Genomic DNA, 15325 nt, shown 5'->3' on the forward strand with positions numbered 1-15325 from the left:
CTTTGCAAGAATTTCTGCACCTTATTTGCATAATGCGAATGAGAAATACTATCATTTGACCCTGGTGATCGCAACGACCCGCACCGGGCCGGCCGCGCTCCTCGTTCCCCTCGCCGCAGTAGCCAACGATTCCTCGTCAGCCAGACGACGCCGCCGAACTTCAGAAGCGCGCCGATCTTGAGTCACGCACAAAAAAAACAGGAATCGCAGAACGATGGAACGCAATCTGAAACGCCAAGCCCTTGCCCAGGCCGCCCGGCTGACGCTGGCCGGCATCGGCGGTCTGACCCTTTCGCACGCGGCGCTGGCCACCAAGGCCGACGCGCAGGACCAGCCGGCCGCGCTGCCCACGGTCACCGTCACCGGCGAAAAGCTCAAACGCTCGCTGAAGGACACCAGCACCGCGGTGACGGTGATCCGCGACATGGATCACGGCGGCGACAAATCGGTGTACGACAGCGTGGCCGCCACGCCCAACGCCAGCAGCAACGGCGCCGGCATCGTCAATATCCGCGGCGTGGAAGGCACCGGCCCCGGCACCGGCTACAACACTCTGGTGTCCGGCTCCCGCCCGCGGGTCAGCACCACGGTGGACGGCATGCCGGAAAGCTGGAACGGCCAGCGCTATGTGGACGCCAGCCCCTGGGACGTGGAACAGATAGAAGTGCTGCGCGGCCCGCAATCCACCACTCAGGGCCGCAACACCCTGGCCGGCGCCGTGGTGATCAACACCAAGGACCCCAGCTTCGATTGGGAGGGCGCGCTGCGCGCCGGTTACGAGAACAAGAACGGCAAGGCCACGCTGGCCGGCATGGTGTCCGGCCCTATCACCGACGAGCTGGCCTTCCGCATCGCCGCCGAAGGCCTGAACGGCCACAGCTACGTCAATTATCCGGGCGCCAACACCTCCTGGGACCCGTCCGACCTCAAGCACAGCAGCGCGCGCGGCAAGCTGCTGTGGAAGCCCGGCGCCCTGCCCGGCTTCAGCGCCAAGCTGACGGTGTCGCACCGCAAGAACAAGGGCGAGTACCTGAACTACGTGGACGGCAATTACTTCGATTACCAATACCACCGCCTGTCCACCGAGGCACGCTATCAGGACTCCTTCAACAACACCGTCAGCACCGATCTGCAATACCAGTTCAACGACGCCTGGAGCGCCCAGTTGCTGCTGGGCCACGCCGACAACGTCAGCGCCTTCGTGGACAGCAGCGATTTCCGCATGCGGCTGGACGAGAAGAGCAATACCGCCGAGGCGCGGCTGAGCTACGCGCCGCAACACGGCGCGCTCAGCGGCGTGCTGGGGGTGTATTACTACGATAGGGATCAGGACATGAACGCCGCGCCGCGCGTGGCGGCCAAGGACAAGCTGAAAACCCAGGCCGTCTACGGCGAGGCCACGCTGGCGCTGAACGAGCGCTGGAGCCTCAACCTGGGCAGCCGCGTGGAGCGCGAGACGCAACGCCGCAACACCACGCTGCAGCCGGGCATGCCCAAGCAGGCCCGCGCCGATTTCGACATCGGCGAAACCCTGTTCCTGCCCAAACTCGGCCTCAGCTACAAATACAGCCCGGACACCACGCTGGGCGTCTCGGTGCGCAAAGGCTACAACGCCGGCGGCTCCGGCCTGGACAACAACAACGAGTACTACACCTACAACAAGGAAGAAGTCACCGCCTACGAGGCCAGCAGCCGCTCCAGCTTCCTGGAGCAGCGCCTCAGCCTCAACGTCAACGCCTTCTTCAACCAGTACACCGGCTACCAGGCCATCCTGGGTTCGCGCTTCACCAATATCCCCAAGGGCGAAAGCTACGGCCTGGAGCTGGAAACCAAGGCGCGGGCCACGCCGCGGCTGACGCTGAGCGCCGGCCTGGGCCTGCTGAACACCAAGGTGACCCAGAGCGACGCCGCCAACCCCGGCATCCAGGGCAATCAATTCAACTACGCGCCGCATCTGACGGTGAACCTGGGCTTCAAGCAGCGGCTGGATCACGGCCTGTTCGTCGGCGGCAGCCTGAACCGGGTGGGTTCTTACTACTCCGACATCAACAACGAACGCAGCCGCGCCGCCGGCGACTACACCGTGGCCAATCTCAACGCCGGCTACGAAAGCGCCGCCTGGACGGTGCGCGGCTACGTCAACAATCTGGGCAACCAGGGCGTGCTGTACGCGCAGCTGCCGGCGCGCGGCAACAATCTGGGCGTGGTCGGCGCGCCGCGCACCGTCGGCCTGACCGTGGATTACCGCTTCTACTGATTCCCTCTTGATAGCCCTTTTGCCCGTCGGCTCCGCCGCGGGCTTTTTTTTCGCCCGGCGCGCGCGCCGCGTCCTGCAAGATGTTGAGCCGACGGCTCAAGCCATGCGGCGCCCCAGGTCGCGCAGCACTTCGCGCGCCGCGTTGTGACCCGGCGCGCCGGTGACGCCGCCGCCGGGATGGGCACCGGCGCCGCAGGTGTACAGGCCGGCAATGGGGCCGCGGTAGTCGGCGTGGCCCAGCATCGGCCGCGCCGAAAACAACTGGTCCAGGCCCAGCGCGCCGTGGAAGATGTCGCCGCCCACCAGGCCGAAGGTGCGCTCCAGGTCCAGCGGGCTCATGATCTGACGCCCCAGCACCGCGGCCTTGAAGTTGGGCGCGTAGCGGTTGACGGTGTCTATCATCAGGTCCGCCACCTCCTCGCGGTGATCGTCCCAGCTGGCGCCGTCCGGCAGTTGCGGCGCCACGTGCTGGCAGAACAGGCTGGCCACATGCTGGCCCGGCGGCGCCAAGGACGGATCCAGCGTCGACGGGATCAGCACTTCCACGATGGGCAGCCTGGACCAGCCGCTCTCGCGCGCGTCGTGATAGGCGCGCTCCATATAGGCCAGGCTGGGCGCGATGATGATGCCGCTGCCGTGGTGCTCCGCCTGCGCCTTGCCCGGCAGGCAGCTGAAGTCCGGCAGCTCGGACAGGGCCACGTTCATGCGGAAGGTGCCGGAGCCGCAGCGCCAGCCCTGCATCCGGCGCAGAAAGTCCGCCGGCAGCGCCGCCGGGTCCAGCAATTGGGTGTAGAGCAGCCGCGGATTGAGATTGGACACCACCACCCTCGCGTCCAGCCGCTCGCCGCGCTCGGTCACCACGCCCACCGCCCGGCCCTTGTCCAGCAGCACCTCGCGCACCGCGCTGTCGGTGCGGATCTCCGCGCCGCGTTCGCGCGCCGAGCGGGCCATGGCCTGGGTGATGGCGCCCATGCCGCCCAGCGCGTGGCCCCATGCGCCCTTGCGGCCGTTGACCTCGCCGAACACGTGGTGCAGCAGCACATAGGCCGAGCCCGGCGCATAGGGGCTGGCGTAGTTGCCCACCACGCTGTCGAAGCCGTAGGCCGCCTTGATCGGGTCGCTGTCGAACCAGCCGTCCAGATAATCGCCGGCGGACTTGGTGAACAAATCCAGCAATTCGCGCTGCTGCGCCAGTTCCAGCTTGCCCAGCCGCCGCCCCAGCCGGCCGGCCTTGAGCAGTTCCGGCAAGGCGTTCAGCCAGCCGCCCGCCACCGCGTTGGGCGGCGTTTGCAACACCAGCTCGCGCAGCAGCTCGGCGGCGGCGTCCAGATGCCGCGCGTAATCGTCCAGCCTGTCGGCGTCGCGGCGCGAGAAGCGCGCCACCTCGGCGGCGGTGCGGCCCGGCCCCACTTTCAGATAGCCGCCGTCGTCCAGCGGCAGGAAGTTGGACAAGGGCCGCTCCACCACCTTCAGGCCGTGGCGCGCCAGCTCCATGTCGCGGCTCACCTTGGGGTTGAGCAGCGACACCGTGTAGGCGGCCACCGAGTTGCGGAAGCCGGGATGGAATTCCTCGGTCACCGCCGCGCCGCCCACCACGCCGCGCCGTTCCAGCACCGTCACCTTCAGCCCGGCCCGCGCCAGGTAATGGGCGCACACCAGGCCGTTGTGGCCGCCGCCCACAATGATCGCATCCCGCATCGCTTCGCTCCTCGTCTCAGGGGAAGCCTCATTCTCGAATCAAGTTCGGCAAATTGCAGCGCGCATAGCGACGAACTGTCGGATATTATTGATCGGATTGACGAAAAGTCCGGCATAGCGCCAAATCGCCTACCCCGCACGGAGCCGCCATGGACGCCACCGATCAGCAATTGCTCGCGCTGCTGCGCGAAAACGCCCGCGCGCCCACCGCGGAGCTGGCGCGCCGGCTGGGCCTGTCCCGCACCACGGTGCAAAGCCGCATCGAAAGACTGGAGCGCGGCGGCGTGATCCTGGGCTACAGCGTGCGCACCAGCGCCGCTCACGACGCCGCCCAAGTGCGCGCGCTGGTGATGATCGCCGCCGAGCCGCGGCTGAGCCCGTCGATTGAAAGCGCCTTGCGCCGGCTGCCCCAGGTCCGCACCCTGCACTCGGTCAGCGGCGTCCACGACTTCATCGCCGGCGTGGAAGCCGCCGGCGTGGCCGAGCTGGACGGGCTGATCGACCGCATCGGCGCGCTGGACGGCGTGGAGCGTACCAGCACCGCCATCCTGATGACCACGCGGATAGACCGCTGAACCCGCTGGCCCGCGCGCCAGCGCGGTCAAGGCCTGAAACGGGCGCGACATCGCCGCTCTCAAGCCGGCGCCCTCTCCTCTGCAGGCCGCCAGCCCCCACACCAGCAAGACGCACAGCAGGCGCGCGCGCCGGCCGTGGCCCAAGGTCTTAAACACGGGCCGGCGCCGGCCATGCGGCCGCCCGCCCAGGCGGGGGCTCCGGCGCGCCGCTCGCTTGATTTGCATCGCTCATCGTCCAGGCTCTTTCTTTGCTCCGGCGCCTAAACACGCTGAGCAGGGTTTGAGACAGCGCGCGAGGGCGGTCCGCCTCCGCGCAAAAGACGATGACTGTATTACATAAACTAATTATTGTTAAACGATAATAATTTGTCGTTCCATATGTATCGGCTACGCAACACACCTCCAAACAATCCAAAAGCCGCGCCCAGCCAGGCTTGAGGGCTCACCGCGCGCCGCACGGCGGCGGGCCCGAGCCGTGTGCTTGCCGCAACAGCATGCAAATCAAACTTGCACAGCAAAAAATGATCGTTTTACAATAAAAAATAATTGTTTCGCGATACTTTCGCAATTCCGACCTCATTGTCTTTCCAACCCGTCACAAGGAACCCTCATGAACTCCACGCGATTGAGCCGCTATTGCGCCGCCATGGCCTACATCACCGTCTTGGGCATTGGCGCCATGCTGCTGCTGGACATCCTGTTCTGGCTCTTTCCCAAGTCCATCATCGATGCCGGCTTGACCGTCACGGTTGACACCGTCAGAGGGTTTTACGGTTCAAGCGAGTTCGATCTCCCCAGCTTGCCGCTGTGGCAACGCGCCGGCGGCGCGGTCCTGTCCTGCATCCCGCTGCTGATCCTGGCCCAAGGCCTGTATGCCTTGCACCGCTTGTTCAAGCTCTATGCGCGCAGGGAGTACTTTACGGAACGCTCCGCGTCCTTATTATCCAAGGTGGGCTCCAGCGTGGCGCTCTGGGTGCTGGCGGACCTCGTCTCCCAACCGATGATCAGCGCCTGGCTGACCATGATGCGGCCGGAGGGACAGCGGCTGATCGCCGTCAGCTTCCACACCGAAAACCTGGAAAGCCTGTTCATTGCCGCCGTGGTCATGATCATTGCGCGCATTCAGCGAGAAGGCATTGCGCTGGCGTGCGAAAATAAGCAATTCATCTGAAAGCGACACATGCCCATCAAAATCCATCTGGACATGCTGCTCGTCCAGCGCAAGGTCAAATCCAAGGACCTGGCCCAGGCCATCGGCATCACCGAACAAAACCTGTCGCTGCTGAAGCAAGGCAAGGTCAAGGGCTTCCGGCTCTCCACCCTGGAGGCGATCTGTCTGTATCTGGACTGCCAGCCGGGCGACTTGCTGCAACTGGTGCCGGCCGAGCCGGACGCGGACAGCGACGGCGAGTAAGCCGGCTTAGCCATGCCCCAAACCGTTCACACTCACGCCGCCCGCCAGGCCGGGCCGCTGCTCTTGCGCCGCTTCGACTCCCCGCTCGGCGCGATGATCGCCTGCGCCAGCGGACAGGGCCTGTGCCTGCTGGAGTTCGGCGACCGGCCCATCCTGAACGCGGAGCTGGCGGCGCTGCGCCGCCTACTGTCCGCCGAAATCGCCGACGGCGACAGCCCGCTGTTGCAGCAGGCCGAGCGCGAGATCGGCGAATACTTCGCCGGCTCGCGCCGCGGCTTCGACGTGGCGCTGCACCTGCCCGGCACCGCCTTCCAGCAGGCGGTCTGGCAATTGCTGCTGAGCGTGCCCTACGGCCTCACCCGCAGCTACCAGGAACAGGCGGCGAGACTGGGCCGTCCGCAGTCCGTCCGCGCCGTGGCCGCCGCCAACGGCGCCAACCGCCTCTCCGTCATCGTTCCCTGCCACCGCGTGCTGGGCAAAGACGGCGCGCTCACCGGCTACGGCGGCGGGCTGGAGCGCAAGGCCTGGCTTCTGGCGCATGAGCGCGAGCACGTTCCCCAGCCGGAGACGCCCGCAATCCGCCGCGCCTTGTAGAGCGCCGCCTTTCAGAATCCGCCCCGCCGCTTCAGTCTTGAACGGCGTCTTATTGCCAAAGCCAGGAACTATGCGGCGCGCCTAATGAACTAACTATCGCCAAAGCATGATTGATTGACGGAAGCCATAGAGCTGATTGAAATTGCTCAATGGCTTCCGACTCCAAGCTTCACTAAGCTGATGCCATCAAGTCCTTGAGCCCATTGACCAAAGGAGTCTGTCATGAGTAGCCCGTCCAAGTGCCCGTTCCACCAGGCCGCCGGTAACCCGGCCGTAGTGAATGCCCGATCCAACCGCGACTGGTGGCCCAACCAGCTCAATCTCAACATCCTGCATCAGCACGCTCCGGCCTCCAGCCCGCTGGACCCGGACTTCGACTACTCGGCCGCTTTCCAGCAACTGGACTACGTCGCGCTGAAAAACGACCTCAAGGCGCTGATGACCACCTCGCAGGACTGGTGGCCGGCGGACTGGGGCCACTACGGCGGCCTGTTCATCCGCATGGCCTGGCACGACGCCGGCACCTACCGCACCGCCGACGGCCGCGGCGGCGCCAGCACCGGCAACCAGCGCTTCGCTCCGCTCAACAGCTGGCCGGACAACGGCAACCTGGACAAGGCGCGCCGCCTGCTGTGGCCGATCAAGCAGAAATACGGCAACCACATTTCCTGGGCCGATCTGATGATCCTAGCCGGCAACGTGGCGCTGGAATCCATGGGCTTCAAGACCTTCGGCTTCGGCGGCGGCCGTCAGGACATCTGGCAACCGGAAGAAGACGTCTACTGGGGCGCGGAAACCAAGTGGCTGGCCACCAGCGCCGAGGCCAACAGCCGCTACTCCGGCGACCGCCAGCTGGACAATCCGCTGGCCGCGGTGCAGATGGGCCTGATCTACGTGAACCCGGAAGGCCCGGACGGCAATCCGGATCCGCTGGCTTCCGGCCGCGACGTGCGCGAAACCTTCGCCCGCATGGCGATGAACGATGAAGAAACCGTGGCCCTGGTGGCCGGCGGCCACACCTTCGGCAAAGCCCACGGCGCCGGCGACCCGTCCCTGGTGGGCCCGGAACCGGAAGCCGCGCCGCTGGAAGCGCAGGGCCTGGGCTGGATCAACCGCTTTGGCGACGGCAAGGGCGAATACACCACCACCAGCGGCATCGAGGGCGCGTGGAAACCCAACCCGACGCAATGGGACAACGGCTATTTCGACACCTTGTTCGGCTACGACTGGGAGCTGACCAAGAGCCCGGCCGGCGCTCATCAGTGGGTGGCCAAGAACGTCAAGCCGGAACATATGATCCCGGACGCCCACAATCCGGCGAAGAAACACCCGCCGATGATGACCACCGCCGACTTGTCGCTGCGCTTCGACCCGATCTACGAGCCGATCGCCCGCCGCTTCCATCAAAACCCGGCCGCTTTCGCCGACGCCTTCGCCCGCGCCTGGTTCAAGCTGACCCACCGCGACATGGGGCCCAAGACCCGTTACCTGGGGCCGGAAGTGCCGGCCGAGGATCTGATCTGGCAAGACCCGGTGCCGGCCGCCTGTCAACCGCGGATCAACGACGCGGACATCGCCGCGCTCAAGTCCAAGGTGCTGGCCTCCGGCCTGTCCGTCAGCGAGCTGGTGGCCACCGCCTGGGCCTCCGCCTCCAGCTTCCGCGGCTCGGACAAGCGCGGCGGCGCCAACGGCGCCCGCATCCGTCTGGCTCCGCAGAAAGACTGGGCGGTGAACCAGCCGGCGCAACTGGCCCGCGTGCTGCAAGCGCTGGAAGCCATCCGCCAGGACTTCAACGCGGCGCAAAGCGGCGGCAAGCAAGTGTCGCTGGCCGACCTGATCGTGCTGGCCGGCGGCGCGGCGGTGGAAGCCGCCGCCAAGGCCGGCGGCCACAGCGTCAGCGTGCCGTTTGCGCCTGGCCGCGCCGACGCCAGCCAGGAACAGACCGATGTGGAGTCCTTCAGCGTGCTGGAGCCGCAGGCGGACGGTTTCCGCAACTACCAGAAGCAGGCCTACTCCTTGCCGGCGGAGGCCTTGCTGGTGGACAAGGCGCAGTTGCTGACGCTGAGCGCGCCGGAAATGACCGTGCTGGTGGGCGGCCTGCGCGTGCTGGGCGCCAATGTCGACAATGCGCCGCACGGCGTGTTCACCGCCCGTCCGGGCGTCTTGAGCAACGACTTCTTCGTCAACCTGCTGGACATGGGCGTGGCCTGGCGGCCGGCCTCCGCCGCCAACGAGCTGTACGAAGGCCGCGATCGCAAGAGCGGACAGCTCAAATGGACCGGCAGCCGCGTGGATCTGGTGTTCGGCTCCAACTCGCAGCTGCGGGCGCTGGCCGAGATCTACGCGCAAAGCGACGCGCAGCCTAAGTTTGTCCGCGACTTCGTCGCCGCCTGGAACAAGGTGATGAACCTGGACCGCTTCGATCTGAAATAAGCGCGGTTCGCCTCCGGCAAGCAAAGCGCGGTCCATCTGGACCGCGCTTTTTTGCGCCGTTGCGGCGCGCGCATGAAAAAAACGAACCGCCGGTCAAGGCGGTTCGTTTTTGCATGACCCCGGAGCCGGATCAGCCCGCGGAGGCGATCTCGGCGCAGGCTTCCTGCCGCCAGATCACCGAAGCCAGCTTCATCCGCTTGTCGAACAGCAGCTTGTACTGGCAAGCCCGGGCAGGCTCGCCTGCCTTGGGGCTCAGCTTCAGCACGTAATCCCACTCGCGCACGTCGATCATGCCTTCCGCGAAATGCGGACGGCCGATCAAGCCGTAAACCTGCTCCTTGCTCAGGCCCGGCTGCACCTTGGCCAGATTGGCCAGATTGGGAACGCTGCCTTCCGGCTGCCAGCGGTTGTGCTCAACGCTGGGCCAGACCGGGCTGGCCTGCTCGGCCAGATGGCCTTCATCGGTGATCGTGCTCAGGCGGCTGGTGCCGCACCCCATCAAGGCCACGCCGGCCGCCGCCAGCAACAGGTAGCGGAAAGAGCCGCCAAGTACCGTTTTTTTCATCATCTATCTCAATTCACTATCAGCTGATTGATCTTGCTTGCCGCTTACCACTGGAAGCCCGCGCCCAGGCTGGCGCCGCCCTGACCGCGGGTGTTGGTGGAACCGGAGAATTTCACCACCCAGCGGCCGTTGTCGGACAGCGAGGACAGCCCCACCGCGATGGCGGATTCGCCGCCGGTGGTCGCCGTGGCCACGGCCAGCATGTTCTTGCCGGGCAGGAAGGCCTGCGGCAAGCCTGCCATGGCCATCGCGCCGGCCGCCGCGCCCAGCGCGTCGCGGCGCGTATCGGACAGATCGGATCGGAGCTGCTTGAATTGCTGCTGATTGTTGAAGTTGGCCGCGTTCAACTGGTCCACGTTCACCGCGTCCGTGCCCCGCACGCCCGTGGCCACGTTGTGGATGGTCACCGGCCTGCCGCCATCCCCGCCCACCAGGGTGACGTCGTTGCCGACGGTCGTCGTCGTCCGCCCGCTGGGGTCGGAATACTGCACTGGGCCGCTTTTCTGCAGACGGTCTATCGCATCGCCGACATTGTTCACGGTGTTGCCGTACACGGTGTAGTTCGGGCCGCTCACCGCGCCGGTCTGCGCGTTGTAGGACGCGCCGCCGCCCAAGGCCGCCGCGGCGCCGGCGCCGGCGTTGTCCACCTTGGCGCTCACACGCTGCACCGCCTGATTGGTCGCGTTCAGCTGGCTGCCGTTCACCGCGTCGGTGCTGCTCCCGCTCACCCGACCGGCGGCGACATTGCTGATTTGACGCTCATTGCCCGCGCTGCCCACGCTCACCACGCTGGAGGGCGCCGCGCCGGCGTAGCTGTAAGTCACGCCGTCCACCACGCCGCTGGCGGTGGGGTTGGCCGCCGCGGTCCGGCTATTGGCGCCCAAGGCGACATCGTTGGCATTGTTGGCCTGGGCATTGCTGCCTATCGCCAGCGCATTGTTGGCGGCGGCGGCGGCGTTGCTGCCCACCGCGACCGCATTGCTGGCGTTGATGTTGGAGCCGGCATTGCTGCCGATGGCCACATTATTGCTGCCGGACACGTTCTGGCCGGCCTGGCTGCCGGCGGCGAAGTTGCCGTTGCCGGTCACGCCGCCGCCGGCGGAGGTGCCCACCGCAGTATTGTTGTCGCCCGTGACATTTCTGCCGGCGTTCGCGCCGTTGGCGGTATTGTTGCTGCCCTTGATGTCCCAGCCGGAGAACGTGCCGCTGCTGGTGTTGTAGCTGCCGGTCACATTGTTGTTGGAGTTGTTGCCCAGGCCGGAGTTGAAATCGCCCTGGATATTCTGGGCCGAATTGGCGCCGCTGCCAGTGTTGCCGGTGCCGGTGACATTGCGGATGGTGTTGATGCCGGTGCCTACGTTGGCGTCGCCGGTCACGTTGTAGCCGGAGTCGTTGCCCATGAAGGCGTTGTTGTTGCCCTGCACATTGGTGCCGGCATTCTGACCGATCGAGGTGTTATAGCTCCCGTTCACATTCACGCCGGCGGCGGCTCCGAACGCCGAGTTGTTGGTGCCGGTCATATTGCTGCCGGCGCCCACGCCGTAAATGGAGTTATTGCTATTGGTCGCCACTGCCGGGTCCACCGAACCCGCGCCGTAGACATTATTGCTGCCAACGCCGGAGATGGTGTCGGCCTTGGCCAGCGGGGACCAGGAACAGGCCAGCGCCAGGCTCAATACGCTCAACGCCAGGGAGGGCGCGGGCAAACGCTTTGCTACAGATACTTTGTTGCTCATTTCACAGACCACATTCTTCAGATTGATGGAATTCGCCTAAGGCAAGTCTTGTCTCCGCAGGCAAGCGCGCCGTGGCTCCAGGCTTGGAACCCATGGCCGGTCGCGGTTCGGTCCAGGGACGCGACACGGCTCCGCCAACAGCGTCGGCTTGTTTCTGCAGCCAGGCACTCCGCTCACGACAAGCCGCGCTCGAAAAGGACAAGTACTTGAACGTCCTTTTTCGGCGCGGCCAGGATCACGCTATGCCTTTGATTTTTATCAATCCTAACATTCTGTTAATATTTGTGAAAATTGAAATAAACGAATTGATTAATTCGTTTTAGCTATCAATCTGCTTGATCGATAATAAAATTCAAACAGAATATCCCCCGGCCGCGTGCCGCTACGTTCTGAGATAATTCCGTTCTTGCATCCGTCATCCGCGCCATGAGCAACCATCCATCTTCTCTGTCCATCCGCCGGCTGAGCCCGCACGACATCCCCGTCCGCTGGCTGGACGCCTTCCAGCGCCGTCAGGACGTCCATCTGGTCTATCGCGCCGGGCCCGATGGCCGGCAATGCGTGGCCGAGCCCTTCATCGACGACTGGTCGCCGGCGGAACGGCGCGAACTGGCGCGGGAGCTGGCGCGCATCGCCGCCGCCGGCGCGGTGCTGGCGCTGGAAATCGACGGCCACCTGGCCGGCTTCGCCGCCATAGACTCGCAAGCGCTAGGCCCGCGCGGCGGCTACCGGCAACTGAAGGAACTGCAAGTGGACCGCCGCTGGCGCGGCCAGGGCTTGGGCCGCGCGCTGCTGACGGCCAGCGCCGCCGCCGGCCGCGAACTGGGCGCGGACGCGCTCTACATCTCCTCGCACTCCGCCGTGGAAACCGTCGCCTTCTACGAAGCCTGCGGCTGCGCTCCCGCCCGCTGGCTGCACGCGCCGCAACTGGCGCTGGAGCCTTTCGACTGTCAGCTGGAGCTGGCGCTGACCGCGCAGGCTGTTGATTTTATTTAGCTATCCGCTTAGAATTTCGTCCTGCCCATCTTGCATGGGCGTTCTTACTTTTCCTCGCACAAGGCTTTGCATGTTGGAGATTGCAGCAATCCGATAACGCCGCCCGGTTTTCCGGCTGGCCGTTGTCAAAATGCCCCTTAGCTGGTAGCGCCCGCATCGCGGCGGCTGCCCGTTTTCGCATTTGATTGCCGAATGATCATCCAATATGAATATCTCCAAGCCGAAGCAAAGGACTTTGCACGTCCTGGCCAAAGGCGGCCGCATCGCGCACCTGCGCGACGACGCGGGCCGTATCGCCACCGTTGAATGCTATACCCGCGAAGGGTATCTGCTGTCCGACTGCACCCTGCTCGTGTTCCAGAAACTCAGAGCCAAACGCCTGATCAGTTCCAAGAACGGCCAGCCTTACCAGATCAACAAGGCCGGCCTGCGCGCCGTGCGCGGCCAACTCGACAACCAATGAGCCCCGCCGCCGCGCCGCCGAACGCGCAAGGCGGCGGCGCTGGCGCGCTCCATTCCAAGGAAAACGCTATGACACTCATGCTGAGAAACGAACAAGACCACGACATCGACGCCATCTTCGAACTGACCCGGGCCGCCTTCCTCGCCGAGGAACACTCCAGCCATACCGAACAGTTCATCGTCAACGCGCTGCGCCGCAGCCGCCAGCTCACGCTGTCCATCGTGGCGCGGGACGGCGAACGGCTGGTGGGCCACATCGCCGCCTCCCCTGTGCTCATCTCCACCGGCGCGGCCGGTTGGCACGGCATCGGACCGGTGTCCGTGCACCCGGAACGGCAGGGCCAGGGCATAGGCAGCCTGCTGATGAAACAGGCGCTGACCGCGCTGCGCGAACTGGGCTCACAAGGCTGCGTGGTGCTGGGCGATCCCGGCTACTACGCGCGCTTCGGCTTCCAGCCGCAACCGGGCCTGATTTTGCCGGGCGTGCCGGCTGAATACTTCATGGCGCAAAGCTTCGGCGCGCCGCTGCCAAGCGGCATAGTCAGCTACCACCCGGCATTCGAAGCCACCGCCTAAATCCTGACGGCGGGCGCGGCTTGGCAAGCCGGCCCGTTGTCATGGCCCGAAATCGGAAAAGACGCCAGAACTGGCAGCGTCAGCCTCGCGCAAATATTTTATAAAGTATTTAATGTCAATTAAATATCTGTCATAAATGACAGTATCGCCCCCAAGACGGCCGGACAAGAATCTACCCCGCTTACTTAATAAGCAAACTTTTTGGCCGCAACGGCTTCCCCAGAGCCTGTCCGAAGCTGCGGAGCGTGCCTGCGGCGCGCCCGCCTGCCAAAGCCAGTGTCAACGCATGCCGCCAAAGCGCAACAGACCTTGCACGGGCTCTTAAACATGAAAGGGCGATCCCATGGCTTACCCCCCCGACAATGACCAAGCTTCTCCGCTCACCGCTCAGCTGAACCGCCGTCAGCTCTTGCTGGGCGCGGGTGCCGGCGCCGCCGGCCTGATGCTGCCGGCGTCCGCCTCCGCCTTCATCGGTTCGGACGCCCTCCAGCTGGCCAAATACCAGCTGCTGATTCCGGAACTGTTCCAGGCCGTGCCGCGGCCGCCCGCCTACACCCCCAACCTGGTGATAGGCTCCGGTTTCGGCGGCGCCATCTCCGCGCTGCGCCTGGCCCAGGCCGGTCAGCAGGTCACGGTGCTGGAGCGCGGCCACCGCTGGCCCAATGCGCCGCGGCGCGACATCTTCTCCAACGACACCCTGCCGGACGGACGCGCGTTCTGGCACCGCCGCCAGGCCAAGATGCTGATAGGCGCAACCACCTATTTCGACGCCTTCGGCGGCGTGCTGGATTCGACCGATTATCCAAATATGAATGTCTGGCGCGGCGCCTGCGTCGGCGGCGGATCGGTGGTGTTCACCGGGGTGATGATTCAGCCAGAGCAGCGCTATTTCGAAGCCCTGTTCGGCAAGCAGGTCAGCTATGCGGAAATGAACCAGACCTACTATCCCAGGGTCCGGCAAATGCTGCGCCTGGACGCCATGCCGGCGGACATCTACAACAGCAAGCCCTTCCATCATTCCCGCGTCTGGGACGAGCATGTTCGCAAAGCAGGCTACGCCACTACGACCAACGACTCCATTTTCAACTGGGACGTGATCCGCCAGGAGCTGCGCTGGCAATCCACGCCCTCCGCCACCGTGGGCTTGTCCAATCACGGCAACTCCAACGGCGCCAAGTTCGATCTCAACCAAAACTACCTGGCCCAGGCGCAAGCCACCGGCCGCACCGCCATCTATCCCGGCCATGAAGTGCTCGGCATCGCCTGGGACGGCAGCCGCTACGAGGTCGACGTGATCAAACGCGCGCCCGACGGCCGGCAACTGGACCGCTACCGGCTCAACTGCGATCGGCTCTTTCTCGCCGCCGGCTCCATCGGCAGTTCGGAATTGCTGGTCAAGGCGCGGGCGCAAGGCACTTTGCGCAATCTCAACGAACACATAGGCCAAGGTTGGGGCAGCAATGGCAGCACCATCGTCTCACGCAGCATGAGCACGCTGTCGCTGGCCACCCAGGGCACTCCCAGCGCCTCCCGCATCCACGACCCGGGCCGCGGGCTGCCCTTCACTTTGGAAAACTGGTACGTGCCGGGCCTGCCGCTGGATCTGACCACGGTGATCGGTTCGCTGGGCATCGCCTTCGATCAAAGCAATCGCGGGCATTTCAGCTATAACCCGGCCACCGACAAAGTCGTGCTGAACTGGGCGCAGAACGGCAACCGCGACAGCGTGGCCGCCGCCAAGACGGTGAACGACAGGATAGCCGCCGCCACCGGCTCCATCCCAGGCTTCCCGGGCATCATCGCCGGCGTCACCGGGCTGAACTGGACCGCGCACCCGCTCGGCGGCGCGGTGATCGGCAAGGCCACCGACGCCTGGGGCCGCGTCATCGGCCATCCCGGCCTGTACGTGATGGACGGCGCGCTGCTCCCCGGCAGCGCCGGCGCGGCCAACCCCTCGCTGACCATCTCCGCGCTGGCCGAGCGCAATATCGAGCACATCATTAAAAACGGCAAATAAGG

Annotated in this window: 13 protein-coding genes; 10 read left to right on the forward strand and 3 right to left on the reverse strand. The window is 65.2% G+C overall.

Going from position 1 to position 15325, the window contains the following annotated elements; genetic code table 11:
• The first annotated feature begins 214 nt into the window (after positions 1–214).
• The gene (locus tag VK98_RS18095; protein WP_048415375.1) at positions 215–2257 is read left to right on the forward strand and encodes a TonB-dependent receptor; all 2043 of its coding nucleotides are present in this window, start codon (positions 215–217) and stop codon (positions 2255–2257) included.
• 96 nt (positions 2258–2353) lie between these two features.
• Here the strand turns inward: VK98_RS18095 and VK98_RS18100 are convergent, their stop codons facing one another.
• Positions 2354–3955 carry an NAD(P)/FAD-dependent oxidoreductase gene (locus tag VK98_RS18100; RefSeq protein ID WP_048415376.1) on the reverse strand — a complete coding sequence of 534 codons (1602 nt, stop codon included), beginning with the start codon at positions 3953–3955 and terminating at the stop codon, positions 2354–2356.
• Between the two features lie 149 nt (positions 3956–4104).
• Between VK98_RS18100 and VK98_RS18105 the strand changes: the two genes are divergently transcribed.
• The 5 genes from VK98_RS18105 (at position 4105) to katG (ending at position 8971) form a co-directional block, all read left to right on the forward strand.
• Positions 4105–4530 carry an Lrp/AsnC family transcriptional regulator gene (locus VK98_RS18105; protein ID WP_048415377.1) on the forward strand — a complete coding sequence of 142 codons (426 nt, stop codon included), beginning with the start codon at positions 4105–4107 and terminating at the stop codon, positions 4528–4530.
• Positions 4531–5140: 610 nt separating this feature from the next.
• Positions 5141–5701 (forward strand): DUF2975 domain-containing protein, encoded by a 561-nt coding sequence (locus VK98_RS18110; RefSeq protein WP_048415378.1) that lies wholly within the window; start codon positions 5141–5143, stop codon positions 5699–5701.
• 9 nt (positions 5702–5710) lie between these two features.
• On the forward strand, positions 5711–5944 hold the full coding sequence (locus VK98_RS18115; RefSeq protein WP_048415379.1) for a helix-turn-helix transcriptional regulator: 234 nt from the start codon (positions 5711–5713) through the stop codon (positions 5942–5944).
• 12 nt (positions 5945–5956) lie between these two features.
• A complete protein-coding gene (locus VK98_RS18120; protein WP_048415380.1) occupies positions 5957–6538 on the forward strand; it encodes a methylated-DNA--[protein]-cysteine S-methyltransferase in 582 nt (193 codons plus the stop codon).
• 222 nt (positions 6539–6760) lie between these two features.
• On the forward strand, positions 6761–8971 hold the full coding sequence (katG, locus tag VK98_RS18125) for a catalase/peroxidase HPI (protein WP_048415381.1): 2211 nt from the start codon (positions 6761–6763) through the stop codon (positions 8969–8971).
• Between the two features lie 130 nt (positions 8972–9101).
• Here katG and VK98_RS18130 read toward each other — a convergent pair whose 3' ends face one another.
• Positions 9102–9536, reverse strand: a complete 435-nt coding sequence (locus VK98_RS18130; protein ID WP_048415382.1) for an outer membrane protein assembly factor BamE — start codon at positions 9534–9536, stop codon at positions 9102–9104.
• Positions 9537–9580: 44 nt separating this feature from the next.
• Complete coding sequence (locus VK98_RS18135) at positions 9581–11242, reverse strand: YadA-like family protein (RefSeq protein WP_156187945.1); 1662 nt, start codon at positions 11240–11242, stop codon at positions 9581–9583.
• A gap of 456 nt (positions 11243–11698) precedes the next feature.
• Here VK98_RS18135 and VK98_RS18140 point away from each other — a divergent pair, with 456 nt between their 5' ends.
• From VK98_RS18140 to VK98_RS18155, 4 genes are all read left to right on the forward strand, one after another.
• A complete protein-coding gene (locus VK98_RS18140; protein WP_048415384.1) occupies positions 11699–12268 on the forward strand; it encodes a GNAT family N-acetyltransferase in 570 nt (189 codons plus the stop codon).
• Between the two features lie 205 nt (positions 12269–12473).
• Positions 12474–12731: a YjhX family toxin gene (locus tag VK98_RS18145; protein WP_048415385.1), complete on the forward strand. Its 258-nt coding sequence runs from the start codon at positions 12474–12476 to the stop codon at positions 12729–12731.
• 68 nt (positions 12732–12799) lie between these two features.
• Positions 12800–13306: a GNAT family N-acetyltransferase gene (locus VK98_RS18150; protein ID WP_048415386.1), complete on the forward strand. Its 507-nt coding sequence runs from the start codon at positions 12800–12802 to the stop codon at positions 13304–13306.
• Positions 13307–13649: 343 nt separating this feature from the next.
• Positions 13650–15323, forward strand: coding sequence for a GMC oxidoreductase (locus tag VK98_RS18155; RefSeq protein WP_197083095.1), 1674 nt, complete (start codon positions 13650–13652; stop codon positions 15321–15323).
• Positions 15324–15325 lie beyond the last annotated feature (2 nt).

The sequence above is a fragment of the Chromobacterium sp. LK11 genome, assembly GCF_001043705.1.
Taxonomy (GTDB): domain Bacteria; phylum Pseudomonadota; class Gammaproteobacteria; order Burkholderiales; family Chromobacteriaceae; genus Chromobacterium; species Chromobacterium alkanivorans.